Source organism: Mesorhizobium sp. BR115XR7A, from assembly GCF_020165315.1.
Lineage (GTDB): Bacteria > Pseudomonadota > Alphaproteobacteria > Rhizobiales > Rhizobiaceae > Mesorhizobium > Mesorhizobium australicum.
Genome location: NZ_JAIUHW010000007.1, coordinates 23,829 through 44,579 on the forward strand (window position 1 = coordinate 23,829; position 20,751 = coordinate 44,579).

At 64.2% G+C, this 20,751-nt stretch carries 16 protein-coding genes; 8 read left to right on the forward strand and 8 right to left on the reverse strand.

All coding sequences use genetic code 11. From position 1 onward, the window contains the following. Window positions 1-9: 9 nt before the first annotated feature. Together fhuB and LB557_RS16235 are read right to left on the reverse strand one after the other, a co-directional pair. Window positions 10-2,058, reverse strand: coding sequence for a Fe(3+)-hydroxamate ABC transporter permease FhuB (gene fhuB, locus LB557_RS16230; RefSeq protein ID WP_224642770.1), 2,049 nt, complete (start codon window positions 2,056-2,058; stop codon window positions 10-12). Continuing rightward, window positions 2,051-2,977 (reverse strand): ABC transporter substrate-binding protein, encoded by a 927-nt coding sequence (locus LB557_RS16235; protein WP_224588243.1) that lies wholly within the window; start codon window positions 2,975-2,977, stop codon window positions 2,051-2,053. Before LB557_RS16235 ends, fhuB begins: the two co-directional genes overlap by 8 nt. 271 nt (window positions 2,978-3,248) lie before the next feature. Between LB557_RS16235 and LB557_RS16240 the strand changes: the two genes are divergently transcribed. Then, window positions 3,249-3,590, forward strand: coding sequence for a hypothetical protein (locus tag LB557_RS16240; RefSeq protein WP_015319229.1), 342 nt, complete (start codon window positions 3,249-3,251; stop codon window positions 3,588-3,590). 81 nt (window positions 3,591-3,671) lie between these two features. Here LB557_RS16240 and ggt read toward each other — a convergent pair whose 3' ends face one another. From ggt to LB557_RS16255, 3 genes are all read right to left on the reverse strand, one after another. Further along, window positions 3,672-5,405: a gamma-glutamyltransferase gene (gene ggt / locus LB557_RS16245; RefSeq protein WP_224642769.1), complete on the reverse strand. Its 1,734-nt coding sequence runs from the start codon at window positions 5,403-5,405 to the stop codon at window positions 3,672-3,674. A 215-nt stretch (window positions 5,406-5,620) separates the two neighbouring features. Then, entirely contained in the window at window positions 5,621-6,913 is a 1,293-nt protein-coding gene (rhaI, locus tag LB557_RS16250; RefSeq protein WP_224642768.1) for an L-rhamnose catabolism isomerase, read from the reverse strand. A gap of 112 nt (window positions 6,914-7,025) precedes the next feature. After that, window positions 7,026-9,128, reverse strand: a complete 2,103-nt coding sequence (locus LB557_RS16255) for a bifunctional rhamnulose-1-phosphate aldolase/short-chain dehydrogenase (RefSeq protein WP_224642767.1) — start codon at window positions 9,126-9,128, stop codon at window positions 7,026-7,028. A gap of 188 nt (window positions 9,129-9,316) precedes the next feature. Between LB557_RS16255 and LB557_RS16260 the strand changes: the two genes are divergently transcribed. The 7 genes from LB557_RS16260 (at window position 9,317) to LB557_RS16290 (ending at window position 16,460) form a co-directional block, all read left to right on the forward strand. After that, window positions 9,317-10,120 (forward strand): DeoR/GlpR family DNA-binding transcription regulator, encoded by an 804-nt coding sequence (locus tag LB557_RS16260; RefSeq protein WP_140614716.1) that lies wholly within the window; start codon window positions 9,317-9,319, stop codon window positions 10,118-10,120. Between the two features lie 54 nt (window positions 10,121-10,174). Next, the gene (gene rhaS, locus LB557_RS16265) at window positions 10,175-11,170 is read left to right on the forward strand and encodes a rhamnose ABC transporter substrate-binding protein (protein WP_015319234.1); all 996 of its coding nucleotides are present in this window, start codon (window positions 10,175-10,177) and stop codon (window positions 11,168-11,170) included. Between the two features lie 83 nt (window positions 11,171-11,253). Further along, window positions 11,254-12,795, forward strand: coding sequence for a sugar ABC transporter ATP-binding protein (locus LB557_RS16270; protein ID WP_224642766.1), 1,542 nt, complete (start codon window positions 11,254-11,256; stop codon window positions 12,793-12,795). Then, window positions 12,792-13,772, forward strand: a complete 981-nt coding sequence (locus LB557_RS16275; RefSeq protein WP_224642765.1) for an ABC transporter permease — start codon at window positions 12,792-12,794, stop codon at window positions 13,770-13,772. The genes LB557_RS16270 and LB557_RS16275 overlap by 4 nt, the downstream gene beginning before the upstream one ends. Then, the gene (locus LB557_RS16280; protein ID WP_224642764.1) at window positions 13,769-14,770 is read left to right on the forward strand and encodes an ABC transporter permease; all 1,002 of its coding nucleotides are present in this window, start codon (window positions 13,769-13,771) and stop codon (window positions 14,768-14,770) included. Before LB557_RS16275 ends, LB557_RS16280 begins: the two co-directional genes overlap by 4 nt. Further along, window positions 14,770-15,087, forward strand: coding sequence for an L-rhamnose mutarotase (gene rhaM, locus LB557_RS16285; protein ID WP_224642787.1), 318 nt, complete (start codon window positions 14,770-14,772; stop codon window positions 15,085-15,087). Before LB557_RS16280 ends, rhaM begins: the two co-directional genes overlap by 1 nt. Then, a complete protein-coding gene (locus LB557_RS16290; protein WP_224642763.1) occupies window positions 15,084-16,460 on the forward strand; it encodes an FGGY-family carbohydrate kinase in 1,377 nt (458 codons plus the stop codon). The genes rhaM and LB557_RS16290 overlap by 4 nt, the downstream gene beginning before the upstream one ends. On the opposite strand, the gene LB557_RS16295 is transcribed toward LB557_RS16290, so the two are convergent. The 3 genes from LB557_RS16295 to galE all read right to left on the reverse strand — a co-directional run bounded on the left by LB557_RS16295 (window position 16,461) and on the right by galE (window position 20,653). Further along, window positions 16,461-18,287 carry an alanine racemase gene (locus LB557_RS16295; protein WP_224642762.1) on the reverse strand — a complete coding sequence of 609 codons (1,827 nt, stop codon included), beginning with the start codon at window positions 18,285-18,287 and terminating at the stop codon, window positions 16,461-16,463. A gap of 1 nt (window position 18,288) precedes the next feature. Next, window positions 18,289-19,539, reverse strand: a complete 1,251-nt coding sequence (locus LB557_RS16300; protein ID WP_224642761.1) for a D-amino acid dehydrogenase — start codon at window positions 19,537-19,539, stop codon at window positions 18,289-18,291. A gap of 118 nt (window positions 19,540-19,657) precedes the next feature. Then, window positions 19,658-20,653 carry a UDP-glucose 4-epimerase GalE gene (galE, locus tag LB557_RS16305; RefSeq protein WP_140614724.1) on the reverse strand — a complete coding sequence of 332 codons (996 nt, stop codon included), beginning with the start codon at window positions 20,651-20,653 and terminating at the stop codon, window positions 19,658-19,660. Between the last annotated feature and the right edge of the window lie 98 nt (window positions 20,654-20,751).

Here is a 20,751-nt window from a genome sequence, read left to right on the forward strand (position 1 = left end):
GGACAAGGCTCAGCGGCGGCGCAAGAGCCACATCAGGACGGGGCCGCCGATCAGCGTCGCGACGAGGCCGGCCGGAATCTGGCGCGGGAAGATGGCGGTGCGGCCGATCCAGTCGGCGCAGACCATGATCAGCGCGCCGGCAAGCATCGCGCCGATCGCTTGCGACAGCGCACGCGACAGGCCAAGGCGCCACGCCAGGTGCGGCGCCATAAGGCCGATGAAGGTCAGCGGCCCGACGACCAGGGTCGAGGCGGCGGTGAGCGCTGCCACCATCAAAAGCACCAGCAGCCGTGTTGCCTTGAGGTTGACCCCGAGGCTTTGCACCGCGGCGGAGCCGAGCGGCAGCATGTCCAGCCAGCGCAGGAAGAACGGTGCGAGCAGGAACAGGCAAAAGGCAAACGTCGAGGTCAGAAGCGCCGAGCCGGCGTCGACGCCGTAGGTCGAGCCGGTGAGCCAATTGAGCAAAAGCATGGCGCGCGGATCGCCCGTGGCGGTGAGCACCAGGATCAGCGCGTCGAACAGGGCCGTCAAGGCGACACCGGCAAGCAGCAGCCGCTCTGGCGCATAGGCGGTACGGCGGCCGATCGCCAGCGTCACCAGAAGGGCGGCGAAGGCGCCGATCGTGGCGGCCAGGGTCTGTACCGGGCGGCTGGCATCGGCGAGCGCGAACAGCGCCACCATCATGCCGAGCGCAGCACCGGCGCTGATGCCGAGCACTTCGGGGCTGGCCATCGGATTGCCGGTCAGCCGCTGCATCATCAGCCCGGCCAGCGCCAGCATGGCGCCGGCGGCAAGTGCCGCGGACACTCGAGGCAGCCGCCAGGCCAGCAAGGGCCGCAGCTGATCGCCGGACGCGAATGTCCAACCATCGGTGCCCGGCGCGTAGAGCAGCGCCAGCACGAGCAGCAAAAGCAGGAGGCCGCCGATCGCCGCCAGCACAAGGCCGGGCCTTTTCGTTCTGGGCAAGCGCTCGGCGGCGAGTGCCGGTGCTTCCGCGCCAAGCGCGAGGCGCGGCAGGAGCCAAAGAAGCAGAGGCGCGCCGAGAAGCGCCGTCATCGCGCCGGTCGGCAGCAGGTCGCCCTGTGGCCCGGTCGCGACCTGCACTCCCTGGTCCGCGGCCCACAGCAGTGCCGCGCCGATCAGCGGCGCCATCACCAGTTGCTGGCCGAGCCGGCGGGCGCCGCCGATGCGCGCGAGCGTGGCGGCGGCAAGGCCGACGAAGCCGATGACGCCGACGGCGGCAACGACGAAGGCGATCAGGGCGACCGCCGCCGCCAGTCCGGCGAAGCGATAGGCACCGAGCGGGACGCCGAGGCTGCGCGCGCCTTCGTCGTCGAGGCCAAGCAGGGTCAGCGGCCGCACCATGAGGCCGATCGCCAGCGCGGCACCGCCAAGGCGCGGCAAGAGCCACCGCGTCACCGACCAGTCCTGCTGGCCGAGCGAACCGGCGCCCCAGAGGAACAGGCTGGCCAGCCATTCATGCCGAAGCACCACAAACGCAGCACCGATGGCGCCGGCATAAAGGCTGACGACCAGCCCGGCGAGCACAACCGAAAGCGGCGACAGGCCCTTGTGCCAGGAGAGTGCCAGGACCGCCGCAAGGGCAGTGAAGGCGCCGGCAAGCGCCACCCATTCGCGGCCGAAGGCAAACAGCGGCGGCGCCAGAAGCGTCGCCAGCGCCAGCGCCAGATAGGCGCCGGCCGAGACACCGACGGTTTCGGGCGAGGCGAGCGGATTGCGCAAAACCTGCTGCAGCACCGTCCCGGCCAGTCCGAGGGCCGCACCGCAGAGAAGGCTGACGGCGAGCCGGGGCAGGAAGGCGTAGTGGACGAGCACCTGCCTGATATCCTCGATATCGGGGCTTGCGAGCGCCCCCAGCCAGAGTGCCGGCGGCAATTGCACGCTCATGTTGGAGAGGGTCGCGGCGCCGGCCGCGCAGAGAAGCACGACGCAAAGCAGGATTGCGCCCAGAGGATAACCGCCTGATATGCGAGGCGACGGGGCGCGACCGCGGACGAGGCCGGCATTGTCGGGCAAGATCGCTTCCTGCTCAACCACGGGCGGTCTCCGCCGTCAGCGCCGCGGCCAGCAGGCGGGCAAAACGGCTCGCCGAGGGCAGCGTGCCGAACATCAGCACCGCAGGCAGGCGCATGATCGAGCGCTTGCGCACGAACGGCATGGCATTCCAGACCGGGCTCTCGGTCAGCGTTCCGCCCGCCCCTTCGGGCAAGGGTTCGAGATAGGCAAGGCGCGCATCATCAGACGTTGCCAGCCCGTCGATGCCGACGGTTGCAAATCCCCAGTAATTAGTCTCTCCGGCCCAGGCGTTGCGGATGCCGATGCGGTCGAACACCGCCTGAAACAAGCTTTTTTCGCCATAGACGCGCACATTGCGCGGATCGAGGAAGCTGACGACATAGATCGGCCGCGCCGAAAGCGGTTCCAGCTGCTGCTTGATGGTCGAAAAATGCGCCTCCGTCGCCGCTATCAGCGCCTCGCCCTCCCTTTCCTTGCCGACAAGCCTGGCCAATTGCCGGGTCGCCTCGATGGCGCGCTGATAGGGCTGACCGTCGGGCGTATAGATGCCGATCGTCGTCACCGGTGCCACGCGCTCGAGCAGCGGCTTGATGCCGTCGAGATAAGGGATGGAGAGGATGATGTCGGGACGAAGCTGTTGCAGGAATTCGAGATTGGGCTCCAGGATCGTGCCGATGTCGGCGACTTGGGGCGGCAGCGGCGGCTCGACCACCCACCTTTCCCAGACCTCACGGTCGGCGATAGCGACCGGCGTGATGCCGAGCATGAGCAAGGTCTCCGCCAAGCCGTCATCGAGGCAGACGATGCGCGGCGGGCTGGCCGCGGCTGGCGTCACGACGCCGGTGAACGGCAGAGTGAACAGCGCGAGCGCGTGGCGACGCGTGATCCGGACGCGCGGACGATTGACCTCTCCTGGCCGGGGTTGATGATCTGTATTCAACTTGGCTTGCCTGTTGCCCGGGGCCCTGGTCTCCGGAGACCAATCCGAGTTGACTATTAAACAGGATATTCTTAGTCAAGTTTTAAGACGAGGCCGGCGGCGACAAACCCCAAGAAGGCAGGTGACGCGATCCGGCAACAGCTCCTAAAATCCGTCAGCAAACTATCCACGAAAAGGGGTCGGAGGCGGTGCCGGGCGCATCCGCCACAGCGTGATCGGGTTGCGCTCGGCAGGCGTTGATGGTTTGTTGCCGGTCAGCGGAGATCAAGTGATGCGAGAATCCATGGGTCAAGACGAATACGGGTCGGCGAACCCCTTCGATCCGGACGACCTGCCGAATTTGAACGCGATCGGACCAGGGATCGGCAATAACGACTTCGAGAAATACGCGGTCGCCGTGATCATCGTGTTCGGCGCCCTGATCATCGGCGGCTTGATGGCCGCGTCGATGACTTTCGGCCACCGCAACGGGTTCCTGTTCGCGCTGGGCGGTGCCACGTCGGCCTGGATATCGGGAAACGCGCTGCTGCTCGACCGGCCACGCATCTATGCGCTGTTCGTCGGCATCGCCGCCTTGATGCTGATCGCGTCGACCATCACGCTGGTGACCTGACGGCTCCCGGGCCATGAGGCGGAGGCCGGTCCCGAAAGGCGGAATCCGGCCTCATCCGGAAAGCAACGGTCTTGCGGCCTATCAATATCCGAGCGCTTCGCCGGATGCCGCGCGGCTGTCGATGGCGCCATTGTAGCGCGCGCCGCCGCCCTTCTCGATTTCCGCCAGGCTCTTGCCGCCGACGAGAATGCCCGCCGCCTGGCCCCAGCTCTGGTCACTGAGATCAAGGCGATAGCCCATCCCGGCCAGCAGTCTTTCTGTATCCGGCGAAAGGCCGAACGGCTCGACATAGACGGTATCGGGCAGCCATTGGTGATGAATGCGCGGCGCGTCGATAGCCTCCTGGATGTTCATGCCGTGGTCGATCACGTTGACGATGGCTTCCAGCGTGATGGTGATGATGCGCGAGCCGCCTGGGCTGCCGATGACCATGAACGGCTTGCCATCCTTGGCCACCACGGTCGGGCTCATCGAGGACAGCGGCGTCTTCTTCGGCTGGATGGCATTGGCTTCGCCCTGGACGAGGCCATAGAGGTTGGGCACGCCGGGTTTCTGGGTGAAGTCGTCCATCTCGTTGTTGAGCAGGATGCCGGTGCCGTCGGCGACGACGCCGGCACCGAACGAACCGTTCAGCGTGTAGGTGACCGCGACCGCGTTGCCGTCCTTGTCGATGATCGAATAATGCGTCGTCTCCTTCGACTCGCCGAAGCCCTTCGGCATCAGATCCTGCGACACGCCGGCGCGGAACGGATCGATCTTGTCGCGGATGTCCTTGGCATAGGCTTTGTCCAGCAGCCTGGAGACGGGGTTGTCGACGAAATCGGGATCGCCGAGCGCGGAGTTGCGGTCGACATAGGCGTGGCGCATCGCCTCGACCATGACGTGGACGGTCTCGGCCGAGCCGGCGCCGAGATAGGACAGCGGATAGCCTTCCAGCACGTTGAGGATTTCGCAGATGATGACGCCGCCTGAGCTCGGCGGCGGCGAAGAGATGATCTCGTAGCCGCGATAGGAGCAGGTGACGGGCTTCAACTCGCGCACCGCGTATTGTTCGAAATCACCCTTGGCCAGGATACCGCCCTTGGCGCCGCTCGCCTTGACGATGGCGTCGGCGATGGCGCCCTTGTAAAAGGCATCGGGACCTCCCTCGGAAATGGCCGAGAGCGACGTGGCAAGGTCGGGCTGAACCAGCTTCTCGCCGATGCCATAGGGCTTGCCATCGGTCTTGAGGAAGGCCGCCGCCGCGGCTGGGTCCTTCGCCAACCTTTCGGCGCTGCCGGCGAACGAAGCCGCATCGCCCTGGTTGAGGACGAACCCGTCTCTGGCATAGGCGATCGCCGGCGCCATCAGGTCCTGCCTGGACAAGGTGCCGTATTTCTGGCGCGCCATCTCGAAACCAGCCACCGAGCCTGGTACGCCGACCGCGAGATAGCCGTTCAGGCTAGCGCCCTTCACCGGGTTGCTGTCCTTGTCGAGATACATGGTCTTGGTCGCGGCAAGCGGCGCCCGCTCGCGGAAATCGAGGAAGGTCGATTTGCCGTCCTTGAAGCGGATGGTCATGAAGCCACCGCCGCCGATATTACCGGCATTGGGATAGACGACGGCCAAGGCATAGCCGACGGCGACCGCCGCATCGACGGCATTGCCGCCCTTTTTCAACACCTCGACGCCGACTTCGGAAGCCAGATGCTGGGCCGTGACGACCATGCCGTTCTCGCCCTTGGCCGGTGCCGGCGACGCGGCGAAAGCCGATGGCGAAAAGGCGAAGGCGATGGAAAGACCGAGGGCGATCAATGTCCTACGGGTGAGATGCATGGCGGGTTCTCCAAGTGGTGCTTGCCTAGAAGAGCTACTTGGAGCGATCGAGTCCATCTTCAATAAAGACATTCACGGGTTGGTGACTGCTCGCTTGTGGTGGAGATGCAGGGCAGAGGAGGCGTGAAGGATCGCCAACTTTCGGACGTCGGCGCGACAGCGTCCCCTCTGTCCTGCCGGACATCTCCCCCGCAAAGGGGAAGATCGGCTCTACCTCAAACGATCCCGCCGGAACCACCTGCGACGGCTGGCCGCTCCGCCGCGACCTTGGCGCGATAGCCCGCCGCCCGGTATGCGGCGACAGGATCGATGGCGCCACCTGTCTTCAGCCGTGCCATGGCAAGGATCGGCTCGACATCGGTTCGGTAGGCCGCCTTCAGCGTCTGCGTCGCCATCAGCGCGTCATTGCCGTCCTGGAACCCTTCAAGCGCCTTTCGGTCGACCAGCAGCGCCTGCGCGTAGGCGCGCTGCACCTCGACCGCCGACAGCATCAGGCTTTCGATCGGATCGGTGACGTTGTGGCTCTGGTCGAGCATATGGGCGGGGTCGAACCCCTCGGGGCCTGACAGCTCGGCATCGACCAATTCGTTGAAAACCAGGAACAGCCGATAGGGGTCGATCGACCCGGCATCGAGGTCGTCGTCGCCATATTTCGAATCGTTGAAGTGGAAGCCGCCGAGTTTTTTGAACTGAATCAGCCGTGAGACGATCATCTCGATGTTGACGTTGGGCGCATGATGGCCGAGGTCGACCAGGCAGAAGGCCTTGTCGCCGAGCTCCCTTGATATGATGTAGTTGGTGCCCCAGTCCTGCACGACGGTGGAGTAAAAGGCAGGTTCATACATCTTGTGTTCGGTGAACAGCTTCCAGTCGTCCGGCAGCCCGGCATAGATCTCCTTCATCGCGTCGAGATAGCGCTCGAACGCCTTGGCGAAATTGACCTGGCCGGGGAAGTTGGAGCCGTCGCCGATCCACACCGTCAGCGCCTTCGACCCAAGCGTCTTGCCGATCTCGATGCATTCGAGATTGTGCTCGACCGCCTGACGACGCGTGTCGGCGTCGGCATGCGACAGCGAACCGAATTTGTAGGAAAGCGTCTGGTCCTTCGCGTCGGAAAAGGTGTTGGAGTTCATCGCATCGAAGCCAAGCCCGAAGCGGGAGGCCGCCTGCTTCAGCCGGTTCGGATCGGCCTTGTCCCAAGGAATGTGCAGCGACACGGTCGGCGTCGCCTGCGTCAACTGCTGGATGACAGCGCAATCCTCGATCTTGTCGAAGATGTCGCGCGGCTCACCGGCGCCGGGAAAGCGGGCGAAGCGGGTGCCGCCGGTGCCGACGCCCCAGGACGGGATCGCGACCGCGAACTTTTCCACCTTGTCGCGGATAGAGTCGATGGCGATGCCGCGTCGGTCGAGGCGCTCGCCGAGCGAGGCATAGTCACGCTCGAGGTCAATCTTGCGCGCGGCGTTACTGCTGGCGACGATGTCGGCGGAAATGATGGATTCTGACACTGCTGTTCCTCCCAGAATGCATTCGGTCGGCGGCGCCCCTCATCCGCCTGCCGGAAACTTCTCCCCGTATAGCGACGGGAGAGAAGGGGCCAGCGTGAGCGCCGGCGAGCGGCTACCGCGTAAAGCTCTGTGCGTTGCCGGCGTCGACGTTGATGATGTTGCCTGTCGACTTGGCCGACATGTCGGAGGCGAGGAAATAGATCGCCTCGGCGATGTCTTCCGGGAAGACGGAGCGCTTCAGCATCGAACGCGAGCGGTAGTGCTCTTCCAGATCGTCGGTCGACATCTTGTAGGCGGCGGCACGCTGTTCCTTCCACTCGCCGGTCCATATCTTCGAGCCGCGCAGCACCGCATCCGGGTTGACGACATTGACCCTGATCTGGGCTTCCGCGCCCTCCAGCGCCAGGCAGCGGGCGAGATGAATTTCGGCGGCCTTGGCGGTGCAGTAGGCGGCGGCGTTGGGCGATGCCGCCAGGCCATTCTTGGAGGCGACAAAGACGACGTTGCCGCCGATCTTCTGTACCCGGAACAGCCGGAATGCTTCTCTGGAGACCAGGAAATAGCCTGTGGACAGGATGTCCATGTTCTTGTTCCACAGCGCCAGGGTCGTCTCCTCGATCGGCGCCGACGATGCCAAGCCGGCATTCGAGACCAGAATGTCGATGCCGCCGAACTCGACGGCCGTCTCGGCGAAGCCGGCGACGACCTGGTCCTCCGAGGTGACGTTGATGAGAACTGGGCGGACGAAATCCCTGCCATAGGCTTTTGCCAGTTCCTCGTTGGCGCCGGCGAGTGCCGCCTCGTCGATATCGGCCAGCACGACGCAGGCGCCTTCGCGCAGCAGGCGGTTGGCCGTGGCGCGGCCGATGCCGCCGGCGCCGCCGGTGACCAGTGCGATCTGGCCGGCGAGAGACTTCGGCTTCGGCATGCGCTGCAGCTTCAAATCCTCGAGCAGCCAATACTCGATGTCAAAGGCCTCCTGCGCCGGCAGGCCGACATAGGACGAGACGGTCGACGCACCGCGCATGACGTTGATGGCGTTGACGTAGAATTCGCCCGAGATGCGCGCTGTCGCCTTGTCGCCGGCGAAGGTGAACATGCCGACGCCGGGCATCAGATACACCACCGCGTTGGGGTCACGGATAGCAGGCGAATCCGCATGCTTGCAGCTGTCGTAATAGGCTTGGTAGCCGACACGATATTCGGCAATGTCGTCGGCGAGGCGCGCGATGACGGCATCGACGTCGGGCTTTGCGGGATCGAATTCGATCACCAGCGGACGGATCTTGGTGCGCAGGAAGTGGTCCGGGCACGAGGTGCCGAGTGCGGCCAGTGGGCGCAAATCCCTGGAGTTGACGAATTCGAGCACGGCGGGCGAGTCATCAAAGTGGCCAAGCTTGTGGCTCTTTTCCGAGATCAGGCCGCGAATCCTGGGCATCAGCTTGGCGGCAATCGCTCGGCGGGCAGCCGCATCGAGCGACTTCACCACCTCCCCACCGAAGATCGCCACGCCTTCGGCGCGGCGCTCGAACCACTCTATCGCCTGGTTGATCACCGAAATCGTCGTTTCGTAGCACTCCTTCGGCGTATCGCCCCAAGTGAACAGCCCGTGGCTTTCGAGGATGACGCCCCTGGCGGTGGGGTGTTCGAGGCAGAATTTCTCCAGCCACAGGCCGAGTTCGAAGCCCGGCCGCTTCCACGGCAGCCAGCCAATGGCATCGCCGAATATCTCGTTCGTCAGCACCCTGGAATCCTTGGCGGCGGCGATGGCGATGATGGCATCGGGATGCATGTGGTCGACAAAAGGCTTCGGCACATAGGCGTGCAGCGGTGTGTCGATCGAGGCCGCGCGCGGATTGAGGTTGAAGGTGCAGTGGGGAAGATAGCCCACCATCTCGTCCTCGTGCTCGACGCCGTGATAAAGCCCCTTCAGCGCCCGCAGCTTGTCCATGTAGAGCGTTGCGAAGCCATCAAGCTTGATCGAGGCGCTGTCGCCGCCCGACCCCTTCACCCACAGCACTTCCACATCCTGGCCGGTGAGCGGATCCTTCTGCCATATCTTCGAGGAGGTGTTGCCGCCGCCATAATTGGTGACGCGCTTGTCGGAGCCGAGCGTGTTCGAGCGATAGACCAGCAGCTCGGGCTCGCTCATCCCCTTCGCCTTCGCATCGTCCCACAGATTGGCGAGGCGCGAGCCGGAGCGCTTGTCGAGCATAGGTAATCCTCCATTTGGAGCGCGCACCATGCGCTCCTTTTTCGCTCGGGAATGTCTACGCAAGAGGCGAGCTTGTCAATCACAAACGATCAATATCAATCATATTGCACTGCACAATGAAATTATATGATCGGAAATGATTGACACTGCTCGGTTTGGGTGCCTAGATGCTCAGGCAGGGAGGAACCATGCACGAAAAAGAGCGCCACAGGATCATTCTGTCCGCCGTCCAGGAAAAACCTGTGGTGACGGTGCAGGAAATGGTCGACCTGACGGAATCGTCCGAGGCGACGATCCGGCGCGACATCGCGGCTCTCCATGTCCAGAAGCGCCTGCGCCGTGTGCGCGGCGGTGCTGAAGCAATATCGCCGCCGCAGTTCATCGGGCTGGCCGGCCGGCCCTTCTCCGTCAACGAAACGCTCAACGCGGCGCAGAAGCGGGCGATCGCTCGTGAAGCGGTCGAGTTGTGCAAGGACGGCGAGCCGATCATCATCAATGGCGGTACCACCACCTTCCAGATGGTGCATTTCCTGACCGGCCTCCGCATGCCGATCTTCACCAATTCGTTCCCGATCGCCGAGCACCTGCTCAAGCACTCCAAGAACACGGTCATGCTGTCGGGCGGCACCATCTATCGCGAGCAGAACATCATCCTGTCGCCCTTCGACAATGACGTGACGCGCAATTTCTACGCACGCCGCATGTTCATGGGCGCTCAGGGACTGGGGCCGCTCGGCCTGATGGAAGGCGATCCACTGCTGATCCAGGCGGAGCAGAAGCTGATCGACCAGGCCGACGAGTTGGTGGTGCTGGTCGATTCCTCGAAATTCCGCAAACGCTCCAGCCTGATCCTGTGCGGTCTTTCGCGCATTGCCACCGTCATCACCGACGACGGCATCGAGGACCGCGAGGCAAAGATGCTGGAAGCCGCGGGGGTGACGTTGATCGTCGCCCGCAAGTCGACAAAAGAAGAATCTTCACTGCAGGCCTGAGACACCTCACGCCCGCAGCGGCGATGGAATGCAACGCTCAAGGGAGGAAATTCGATGAGCTTCTTGAAGAAATTGATGGTGACGGCGGCCTTCTCGGCCGCCATGTTCGTGAATGCCGCCTACGCGGAAAACGTCAAGATCGCGCTGGTGGTGAAGTCCCTCGGCAACGGCTTCTTCGATGCCGCCAACAAGGGCGCGCAAGAGGCGGCCAAGGAACTCGGCGACGTCGACATCATCTACACCGGCCCGACCAAGGCGACCGCCGAGGCGCAGATCGAAGTGGTCAATTCGCTGATCGCGCAGAAGGTCAACGCCATCGCGATTTCCGCCAATGACGCCGACGCTCTGGTGCCGGTGCTGAAGAAGGCGATGGAGCGCGGCATCACCGTCATCTCCTGGGATTCGGGCGTCGCCAAGGAAGGCCGCCAGCTTCACCTCAATCCGTCCGACACCGGCCTGATCGGCGAGACCATCATCAAGCTCGCCGCCGACTATCTGCCGGAAGGCGGCGATGTCGCCATCCTGTCGGCTTCCTCGACCGCGACCAACCAGAATTCCTGGATCGAAGCTGCCAAGAAGGTGCTGCCGGAGAAGTTCCCCAAGATCAAGCTGGTCGCCACCGTCTATGGCGATGACGATTCGGCCAAGAGCACGGACGAGGCCAAGGGCCTGTTGAAGTCCTATCCGAACCTCAAGGCGATCATCGCGCCGACCACCGTCGGCGTCGTCGCCGCCGCCCAGGTCGTCACCGACGAGAACCTGATCGGCAAGGTCAATGTCACCGGCCTTGCGCTGCCGTCGGAGTTCAAGAAGTTCATCGACAACGGCGCCAGCCAGGCGGTTGCGCTGTGGAACCCGATCGACCTCGGCTACTCCGCCGTTTACCTCGCCCACGACCTGGCGGTGAAGAAGGAAGAGGCCAAGCCGGGTGCGACGCTGTCGATCGGCCGCGTCGGCAAGGTGACGCTCGACGACACCAACTCGGCCGCGATGGCTCCGCCCTTCCAGTTCGACAAGAGCAACATCGAGAAGTTCTCCAAGATCTATTGATCTCGGAGCTTTCAAGCTGGCGCGGCGGGACTCACATCCCGCCGCGACTTCAAACGGACCTAGTTTCAGGGCTTGATACGGATATGGACACGACGGCCCGACACAGCGAGACTGACGAGCGGCTTCCGGCCTCCGCTCCGCGCCTGGCACTGTCCGGCATCTCCAAGAGCTTCCCCGGTGTCCGTGCCCTGCACAATGTCAGCCTGTCGCTCTATCCCGGCCAGGTGACCGCGCTGATCGGCGAGAACGGCGCCGGCAAGTCGACGCTGGTCAAGATCATGACCGGCATCTACCAGCCCGATGCCGGCACGATCAGCATCGACGGCCAGGCCGTCGCGCTGCCCAGCGCGCACGCCGCCTTCGGCCATGGCGTCACCGCCATCCATCAGGAAACCGTGCTGTTCGATGATCTCAGCGTCGCCGAAAACATCTTCCTCGGCCATGCGCCGCGCACGCGCTTCGGCACCATCGACTGGCGCACGATGCGCAAGAATGCGCGCGAAGTGCTCGACACCATGCATGCTGGCCATATCGATGCCGATGCGCGGCTCAGGGATCTCGGCATCGCCAACAAGCATCTCGTCGCCGTCGCGCGCGCCATGTCGATCGACTCCCAGATCGTCATCATGGACGAGCCGACCGCAGCCCTTTCGATGAAGGAGATCGAGGAACTTTTCCTTTTGATCGAATTCCTCAAGGAGCAGGGCAAGGCGATCCTGTTCATCAGCCACAAGTTCGACGAGATCTATCGCATTGCCGACCGCTACACGGTGTTCCGCGACGGCGAGATGGTCGGCGAAGGCCTGATCAGGGATGCCGGCCAGAGCCAGATCGTGCGCATGATGGTCGGCCGTTCGGTCGACCACATCTTTCCGCAGCGCAAGGCCGAGATCGGCGCGCCGGTGCTTTCCGTTTCCGGCCTGTCGCATCCGACCGAGTTCAGGGATATCGGGTTCGAACTGCACAAGGGCGAGATTCTCGGCTTCTATGGCCTGGTCGGCGCCGGGCGCAGCGAGGTAATGCAGGCGATTTCAGGCATTACCCGCATAAGCGCCGGCACGATCACGCTGGATGGCAAGGCGATCGCGCCGAAATCGGCCGCGGATTCGATCGAGGCCGGCATCGTCTACGTCCCGGAAGAACGCGGCAAGCAGGGCGTGGTTATCGGCCTGCCGATCTTCCAGAATGTTTCGCTGCCATCGCTCGCCCGCACCTCCAAATCAGGCATGCTGCGGCTGGCGGAGGAGTTTTCGCTGGCCCGTTCCTACACGGAACGGCTCGACCTCAGGGCCTCCTCGCTCAGCCAGGATGTCGGCACGCTATCGGGCGGCAACCAGCAGAAGGTGGTCATCGCCAAATGGCTGGCGACGTCGCCCAAGGTGATCATCCTGGACGAGCCGACCAAGGGCATCGACATCGGCTCCAAGGCCGCCGTGCACGGCTTTATGGCCGAACTGGTGGCGCAGGGCTTGTCGGTAATCATGGTGTCGTCCGAACTGCCTGAAATTCTCGGCATGTCCGATCGCGTCGTCGTCATGCGCGAGGGCCTTGTCGCGGCGGTCTACGACAACAAGGGACTGGATGCCGAGACGCTGGTCAGGACAGCAGCAGGGATCGCGGCATGAAAGCTTTCCTCAAATACCGCGAAATCTGGCTGCTCGCGGCCATCGTCGCCTTGATCGGGCTGATCTCGACGCGCTTCCCCGCCTTTGCCGACCCTGGCAATCTGCGCCAGGTGTTCAACGACACCTCGATCCTGATGATCCTGGCGCTCGGCCAGATGGTCGTCATCCTGACGCGCTCGATCGACCTGTCGATGGCGTCGAACCTCTGTTTCACCGGAATGGTGGTGGCGATGCTGAACGCCGCGCACCCGGCGATCCCGATCCCGCTGCTGATCGTCATCGCGCTCGCAGTCGGGCTGGTGCTCGGCGCCATCAACGGCCTTTTGGTGTGGCGTCTGAACATCCCCTCGATCGTGGTGACGCTGGGCACGCTCACCATCTATCGCGGCGCCACTTTCGTCCTGTCCGGCGGCGCCTGGGTCAACGCCGATAAGATGAGTCCGGATTTCATCGGCTTCCAGCGCGCTGCTTTCCTCGGCATTCCGGTTCTGTCCTGGATCGCCATCCTGGTGATCGCGCTGTTCTTCGTGCTGATGACGCGCACCGCGCTCGGCCGCTCGATCTATGCCATCGGCGTCAATCCGACGGCATCCGTCTACACCGGCATCGATGTCGGGCGGACCAAATTCATCGTCTTCTGCATCTCCGGGATGATCGGTGGCCTCTGCGGTTATCTCTGGATCTCGCGCTATGTGATCGCCTCGGTCGAGGTCGCCAACGGCTATGAGTTGAACATCATCGCCGCCTGCGTCATCGGCGGCATCTCGATCGCCGGCGGCATCGGCTCGATCGGCGGCGCCGTGCTCGGCGCGCTGTTCCTCGGCATCATCTCCAACGCTTTGCCGGTCATCAACATCTCGCCCTTCTGGCAGATGGCGATTTCGGGCAGCGCCATCATCCTGGCGGTCGTGCTCAACGCGCGCGGCGAACGCCAGCAGGGCCGCATCATCCTCAAGAAAGTGGAAGCGGTGACATGACCGACGTCCCCGCCCCTCGCCACATTCCCGACCGGCTCGACAAGCCGCTCTCTTCGGCGATCTTTTCCTGGGAAGCGCTGCTGGTCGTGGTGGCCATCGCCATCTTTGCCGTCAACAGTTTCGCCTCACCCTATTTTCTCGATCCGTATTCGCTGTCCGATCTGACCTTCAATTTCACAGAGAAGGGCCTGATCGCGTTCGCCATGGCGCTGCTGATCATTTCGGGCGAGATCGACCTGTCGGTGGCCGCCATCATCGCGCTCGCCTCGACCATGATGGGCATGGCGGTGCAGGCCGGCGCCGGCACGCCAGTGCTTGTCCTGATCGGCATCGTCGTCGGGCTCGGCTGCGGCGCCTTCAACGGACTGCTGGTCACGCGCCTCGGCCTGCCTTCCATCGTCGTCACCATCGGCACGATGAGCCTGTTTCGCGGCATCGCCTTCATCACTCTCGGCGACCAGGCCTACAAGGGCTATCCCGAAAGCTTCGCCTTCTTCGGCCAGGGTTATGTCTGGTGGGTGGTGTCGTTCGAACTGGTGCTCTTCCTCATCGCCGCGGTGGTCTACTGGGTCCTGCTGCACCGCACGAGTTTCGGCCGCCGGGTCTTCGCGATCGGCAACAATCCGGTCGCGGCGCAGTTTTCCGGCGTGCGCGTCGGCCGCATAAAATTCATCCTGTTTTGCCTGACCGGCCTGATGTCGGGCATCGCCTCGGTGCTGATCACGTCGCGGCTCGGCTCGACGCGTCCGTCGATCGCACAGGGCTATGAGCTGGAGGTCATCACCATGGTGGTGCTCGGCGGCGTCAGCATCCTCGGCGGCGCCGGCAGCATCGTCGGCGTGGTGCTTGCCGCCCTGATCATGGGGCTGGTGACCTTCGGCCTCGGCCTGCTCAACGTGCCCGGCATCGTCATGTCGATCTTCATCGGCCTGCTGTTGATCATCGTCATTGCGCTGCCGATCGTCTGGCGGCGGCTGCGCGGGGGATGCTTGGCCTGATGCCCGAGAAATACGCATTCAAGATGATGCTCAAACCCGGCATGAAGGCCGAGTACAAAAAGCGCCACGATGAAATCTGGCCGTGGCTGGTCGCGTTGCTGAAGCAGGCCGGCATCTCCGACTACTCCATCCATCTCGACGAAGAGACGAACATCCTGTTCGGCGTGCTGTGGCGGCGCGATGATCACGGCATGGACGATCTGCCTAAGCATCCGGTGATGCAGCGCTGGTGGGCTGAAATGGCCGACATCATGGAGGCGAAACCGGATAACGAGCCGGTGGCGGTGCCGCTGGAAATAATGTTCCATATGGAATGAGCGCGGTCCGCCACATCGCCGTCATCGACATCGGCAAGACCAACGCCAAGGTGGCGCTGGTCGATCTCGCCACATTGAGCGAGGTGACGCTGCGCCGGATGGCGAACGCGCCGGTGCGACAAGCGCCCTACCCGCATCACGATGTCGACGCGCTATGGGCGTTCATCCTCGACAGCCTTGCCGACCTCAATCGCGAACAGCGCATCGACGCAGTTTCGATCACCACGCATGGCGCGACCGGCGTTGTGGTCGATGCCACGGGCGAGCTGGTGCTGCCTGTCCTCGACTATGAATACGATGGGCCCGATGAGCTCGCGTCCGACTATGACGCGATCCGCCCGCCCTTCTCCGAGACCGGCACGCCGCGCCTGCCGCTCGGCCTCAATCTCGGCGCGCAATTCTTCTGGCAGCAGCAAAGTTTCCCGACGGAGTTCGCCAGGGCCGCCGCGATGCTGATGTACCCGCAATACTGGGCGCTGCGCCTGACCGGCGTGGCCGCCAACGAGGTCACCTCGCTCGGCTGCCACACCGATTTGTGGAACCCCTGGACGGGGGATTTTTCGGCGCTGGTCGATCGCCTGGGCTGGCGCGAGCTGATGGCGCCGGTGCGGCCGGCCAGGGACCGGCTTGGCTCGATCCTGCCCGCGCTTGCGGAGCGGACCGGGCTCGATCCACAAACCCCGGTCTTTTGCGGCCTGCACGATTCCAACGCCTCGCTGCTGCCCCACCTCCTGTCAGATGCGCCGCCCTTCTGCGTGGTCTCGACCGGCACCTGGGTGGTGTCGATGGCGGTCGGCGGCAAGACGGTGGCGCTCGATCCGGCAAGGGATACGCTGGTCAATGTCAATGCGCTCGGCAACCCCGTGCCCTCTGCGCGGTTCATGGGCGGCCGCGAATTCTCGCTGCTGACCGAGGGCTCGGCGCAGAGCTGGAGCGACAGCGATGTCGCCGCGGTGCTGGCGCGCAAGACGTTGCTTTTGCCTTCGATCCAGCAAGGCTCGGGGCCGTTTCCGCATCACACCGCCGCCTGGCGCAAGGGCGAGGCGATCCCTCCCGGCCAACGCTTTGCCGCCATCTCCTTCTACCTGGCGCTGATGACGGCGACCTGCTTCGACCTCGTCGGCGGCGATGGCCCGACGACCGTCGAGGGTCCTTTCGCGCGCAATCAATTGTTCACGCGGATGCTCGCTGCGAGCACTGGCCGCGCCGTCATCGCATCGGAAGCCGCTACCGGCACCAGCATCGGGGCCGCCCTGCTTGCATCGGACCAGCGCGCGGCGCATGGCAAAGGTCAAACACTGGAGCCGCCGGCCGATCCGGCCTGGGCGGAATATATCAGCGCGTGGCGAGCGGGCGTCGAGGCTATTGGCTGATCAGAGAATTCGCTTGCCGAAGGCCGACATGACGAAGTTGACCGCGTCGCTACCGATCCTGGGCTCCAGATCGGTACCCAGGCCGGAGACATCCATCGACAGCAGCCCGCCGGAAAGCGCGATCGCCTCCATCGCCTGATGCGTCTCGCGGACGGTGAGGCCGCCGGAGCCAGCCGCCCAGCCGGCGAATTCGGTCGCCGTGGGCGAATAGCTGACATGAAACCCTTGCGTGCCCGAGGTGGCGATACGGATTGCCTCGTGCATCAGGTCGCGCATGCCCATGGCGTCGATATCGGTCATCGTGAAGGCCGAGACGCGCGAATCCTTCAGCACCCGCACTTCCGCCGGGTCGGCATGGCGCAGCCCGATGATGACGACGTTTTCCGGCGACAGCTGCGGCTGCAGCGCGCCGGCCTTGTGGTCGAGGCCAAGCGAGCGCGCCAGTACCGACGCCTCCGGCAGGTCGATGCCATCTTCGTCCTCCGGCATCAGCGCGGCGATGGAATCGATCCAGATCAGGCCGAAGGAGTGGGTCGCGCGGGCCGTTGCGGTCAGCGCCTTGTGCGCGATGCGACGATCGGCGCCGGCGGCGAACCGGATCAGGCCCGAGGGCGGTCGATCGACATCGGCCAGTTCGACGACGTCGAAATTCATCGCCTCCAGCCGGGCGCCGGTTGCTTCGCGCGCGAGGATGCGAGCCGCTTCCGCTTCGGCCGAGATCGACACCATCTTGCGGCCGGAGAAATCCGCGACATCGTGCATCGGTGCTTTTTCGACATATTCCGAGGTCATCGCCAGAAGCATGGCGCCGTAGCTCATGCGGAAGGCGACGCGGTCACCAACGGCGAGCGGCGGGTCGGCATCCTGCACATCGAGCAGCAGATGGTCACTGGAGGCGCCGAGCACCCTTATCCCCTTGGCGATCGGCGTCAGTCCCTCGACCAGTACGTCCTCGCGGCCGATATTGGCGATGGCGCGCAGCCTGTCGCCTTCGTCGGGAAAGACCGGCTGATTGCCGAAGGCGTCGTAGCCGGAGGTGCCGATCGGCCGCGACGGCTTGAGCTTGACCTCGATGACGTCGCTGGTCAGCCGGCAGGCATCGGGTTCGAGTTCCGCCCATGGGACATCGCGGAAGGTCTCGACACCGCCCTGCAGGATCGCCTCGCCGATGCGCAAATTGTTGATGCCGGCCGGCAATTTGCCTTCGAGCAGCAGCGGCAGCGACGACGACGCGCCGCCGGAGATGAAGTCCAGGCTTTTCCCGGACAGGCGTTCGGTCTTGTAGGCATGAGCGACGAGCTGGCCGAGATTTTCCTCCGTCGGCATGATGGCGCCGAAGCAACCGAGATTGGTGCCGATGCCGGCGATGCGCACGCCCTTCATGTCGAGAATCCGCTCGACGGTGGGGATGAGGTCGTTCGGCCAGATGCCTTCGCGGAGGTCGCCGAGATCGATCATCAGCATGATGTCGTGGACGCGGCCCATACGCTCGGCGATGCGCGAGATCTCGCGGATGATCGTCAGCTCCGACTGCAGGCTGACATCGACGGTGCGCACCACCTCCTCGACGCGCGCCATCGGCGGGCTGCGCAACAGCATGATCGGCGCGCTGATACCGCTGTCGCGCAGCCGGCGGATGTTTTCGAAACGCGACTCGGCGATCCCGGAGACGCCGCCGCGCAGCATGGCGCGCGCCACTTGCGGCATGCCGCAAGTGCCCTTGGTGACGCCGAAAACCTTGATGCCCGAAAGCGCGCAGCGGTCCACAACGGTGCGGGCGTTGCGCTCGATGCGGCCAAGGTCGATGGCGACTTGCGGTCCCGACATCCTATCCCCTGTAGACCAGGCCTTGCGGGTCGATCTCCGGCTTGCGGCCGGCGATGAGGTCGGCGAGAAATTTTCCCGAGCCGCACGCCATGGTCCAGCCGACATGGCCGTGGCCGGTGTCGAGGTAAAGGTTGCGGTATTTCGCCTGGCCGATGACCGGCACCGAGTTTGGCATCATCGGCCGCAAACCTGCCCATAGCTCGGCCTTCCTCTCGTCGAAAGCACCGGGAAACAGGTCCTTGCCGGTTCTGAACATGATGGCGAAGTCGCTGGGCTTGTGGGTGCGGTCGAAGCCGGTGAATTCGGCGGTCGAAGCCAACCGCAATCGATTGCCGAGGCGCGAATAGGCCATCAGCTGATCCTCGTCGGCGCCGCCCATGGTCGGGCCTTTGCTCTCATCCTCCAGCGGAATCGTCGCGGTATAGCCCTTCACCGGATAGACCGGCAGGTCGATGCCGTAGCGCCGGCCGAGCAGGCCGCTCTCCGGCCCCATCGATATGACCACCGCATCGCCCGCGATCGGTCCGGATGAGGTCATCACGGCGCGCACCCGGTCGCCTTCGATGTCGAGGCCCTCGACCGTCGTCCCATAAAGGAATCTCACGCCGAGCTTTTCGGCGGCATAGGCAGCGAGGTTTTCCACGAACTGCCGGGAATCACCGGTCTGGTCGATCGGCGAGTAGACACCGCCGGCGATCTTTTCCTTCACCCCGGCAAGACCTGGTTCAAGCTCGACCAGCCGGTCGCGGCCGACGATCTCGATCGGCAGGCCATGCTCGGCCAGATAGCGGTAATTGTCGGTGCCGGTGTCGAGACTGTGCTGCGAACGGAAGAAGTAGAGGATGCCCTTCTTGCGCTCGTCATAGTGGATGCCGGTATCGGCGGATATGGCGTTGATGCAGTCGCGCGAATAGAGCGCCAGCCGCAGCTTGACCTGGCTGTTGGCCCGCAGGCGGGCCACCGTGCACTGGCGAAGGAAGCGCAGGCTCCAGGCGAGGAAATAGGGATCGAAGCGCAGCCGCACCTTGATGCCGAGATCATGATTGTAGAGCCCGCGCAGGAACGTCTTGAGTGCCGCGGGCGAGGCCCAGGCGGTGGCGTCACCTGGAGACACCAGCCCGGCATTCGACTGGCTGGTGCCTCGCGCCGGCGCCGCATGACGCTCGATCACGGTGACCTCGTGGCCGTCTGCGGCCAGATAGTAGGCTGCCGCCGTACCGACGACGCCGGCACCAAGCACCGTTATCTTCATGCCATCCCCCAAAGCTCATTGCGACACCGCGCCTCCACGCTGTGTCGCGAACACTTGCATAGCGCGTCGCCACGCGCCTTGCGAGCCCTGGGCTTGTGAGCCCCTGGGGAAAGCGCGCTCAGCCCCGCGCGGAGTTCTTGCTGGTCAGGATGCGTTCCCAGGACAGCGCGTCGTTGACGATCTGGTCGAGATCGTCGCGTTGCGGGGTCCAGCCCAGTTCGGACCGGGCGAGATCGGAATTCGCAACCACCGCCGCGGCATCCCCGGGACGCCGGTCGCCCATCCTGACCTCGAAATCATGGCCGAAGGCACGCCGCACGCTTTCGATCACCTCGAGCACCGAATAACCGTGGCTGTAGCCGCAATTGGCGACGAGGCTGGCGCCCCCGGCGCGCAGCCGCTGCAAAGCCAGGCGATGCGCGGCGGCCAGATCGCTGACGTGGATATAGTCGCGCATGCAGGTGCCGTCCGGGGTCGGATAGTCGGTACCGAAGACCTGCATGAAGGGTCGCTTGCCGAGCGCGGTCTCACAGGCGACCTTGATCAGATGGGTGGCGCCCGGAGTGGATTGGCCGGTGCGGCCCTTCGGGTCGGCGCCGGCGACGTTGAAATAGCGCAGCGCCGTGTAGCGGATGTCGTGCGCAAGGGCCGCGTCGCGCAGCATCCACTCGCTCATCAGCTTGGACAGGCCATAGGGCGATTCCGGCGCCAGGCGGGCATCCTCGCGCACCGGCTCCAGCCCGGCGCCGCCATAGACGGCGGCTGTCGAGGAGAAGATGAAATTCGGCACGCCTTCGCGGACCGCTGTTTCGATCAGCGTGCGGGTCTTCGAGGTGTTGTTCTCGTAGTAGGCGAGCGGATCGGCTACCGATTCCGGCACCACGATGGAGCCGGCGAAATGGATGATGGCGTCGACATGATTGTCCCGGATGATCCCGCCGACCAATTCCTTGTCGGAGACATCGCCGACAATCAGCTTTGCCTCCGGCGCCACTGCCCATTCGAAGCCGGTGGAAAGGCGGTCGAGAACGACCACGCTTTCGCCTGCATCCAGCAATTCCCAGACCATATGGCTGCCGATATAGCCGGCGCCGCCTGTCACCAAAACCGTCATCCCAAGTCCTCGCTTACCCAAGATTTATCGGAAACTGTCTCAACAACCGCCTTACTGGAAAGCCCCGCGCATGACCATTAGAACGAGAGGTAACCGGC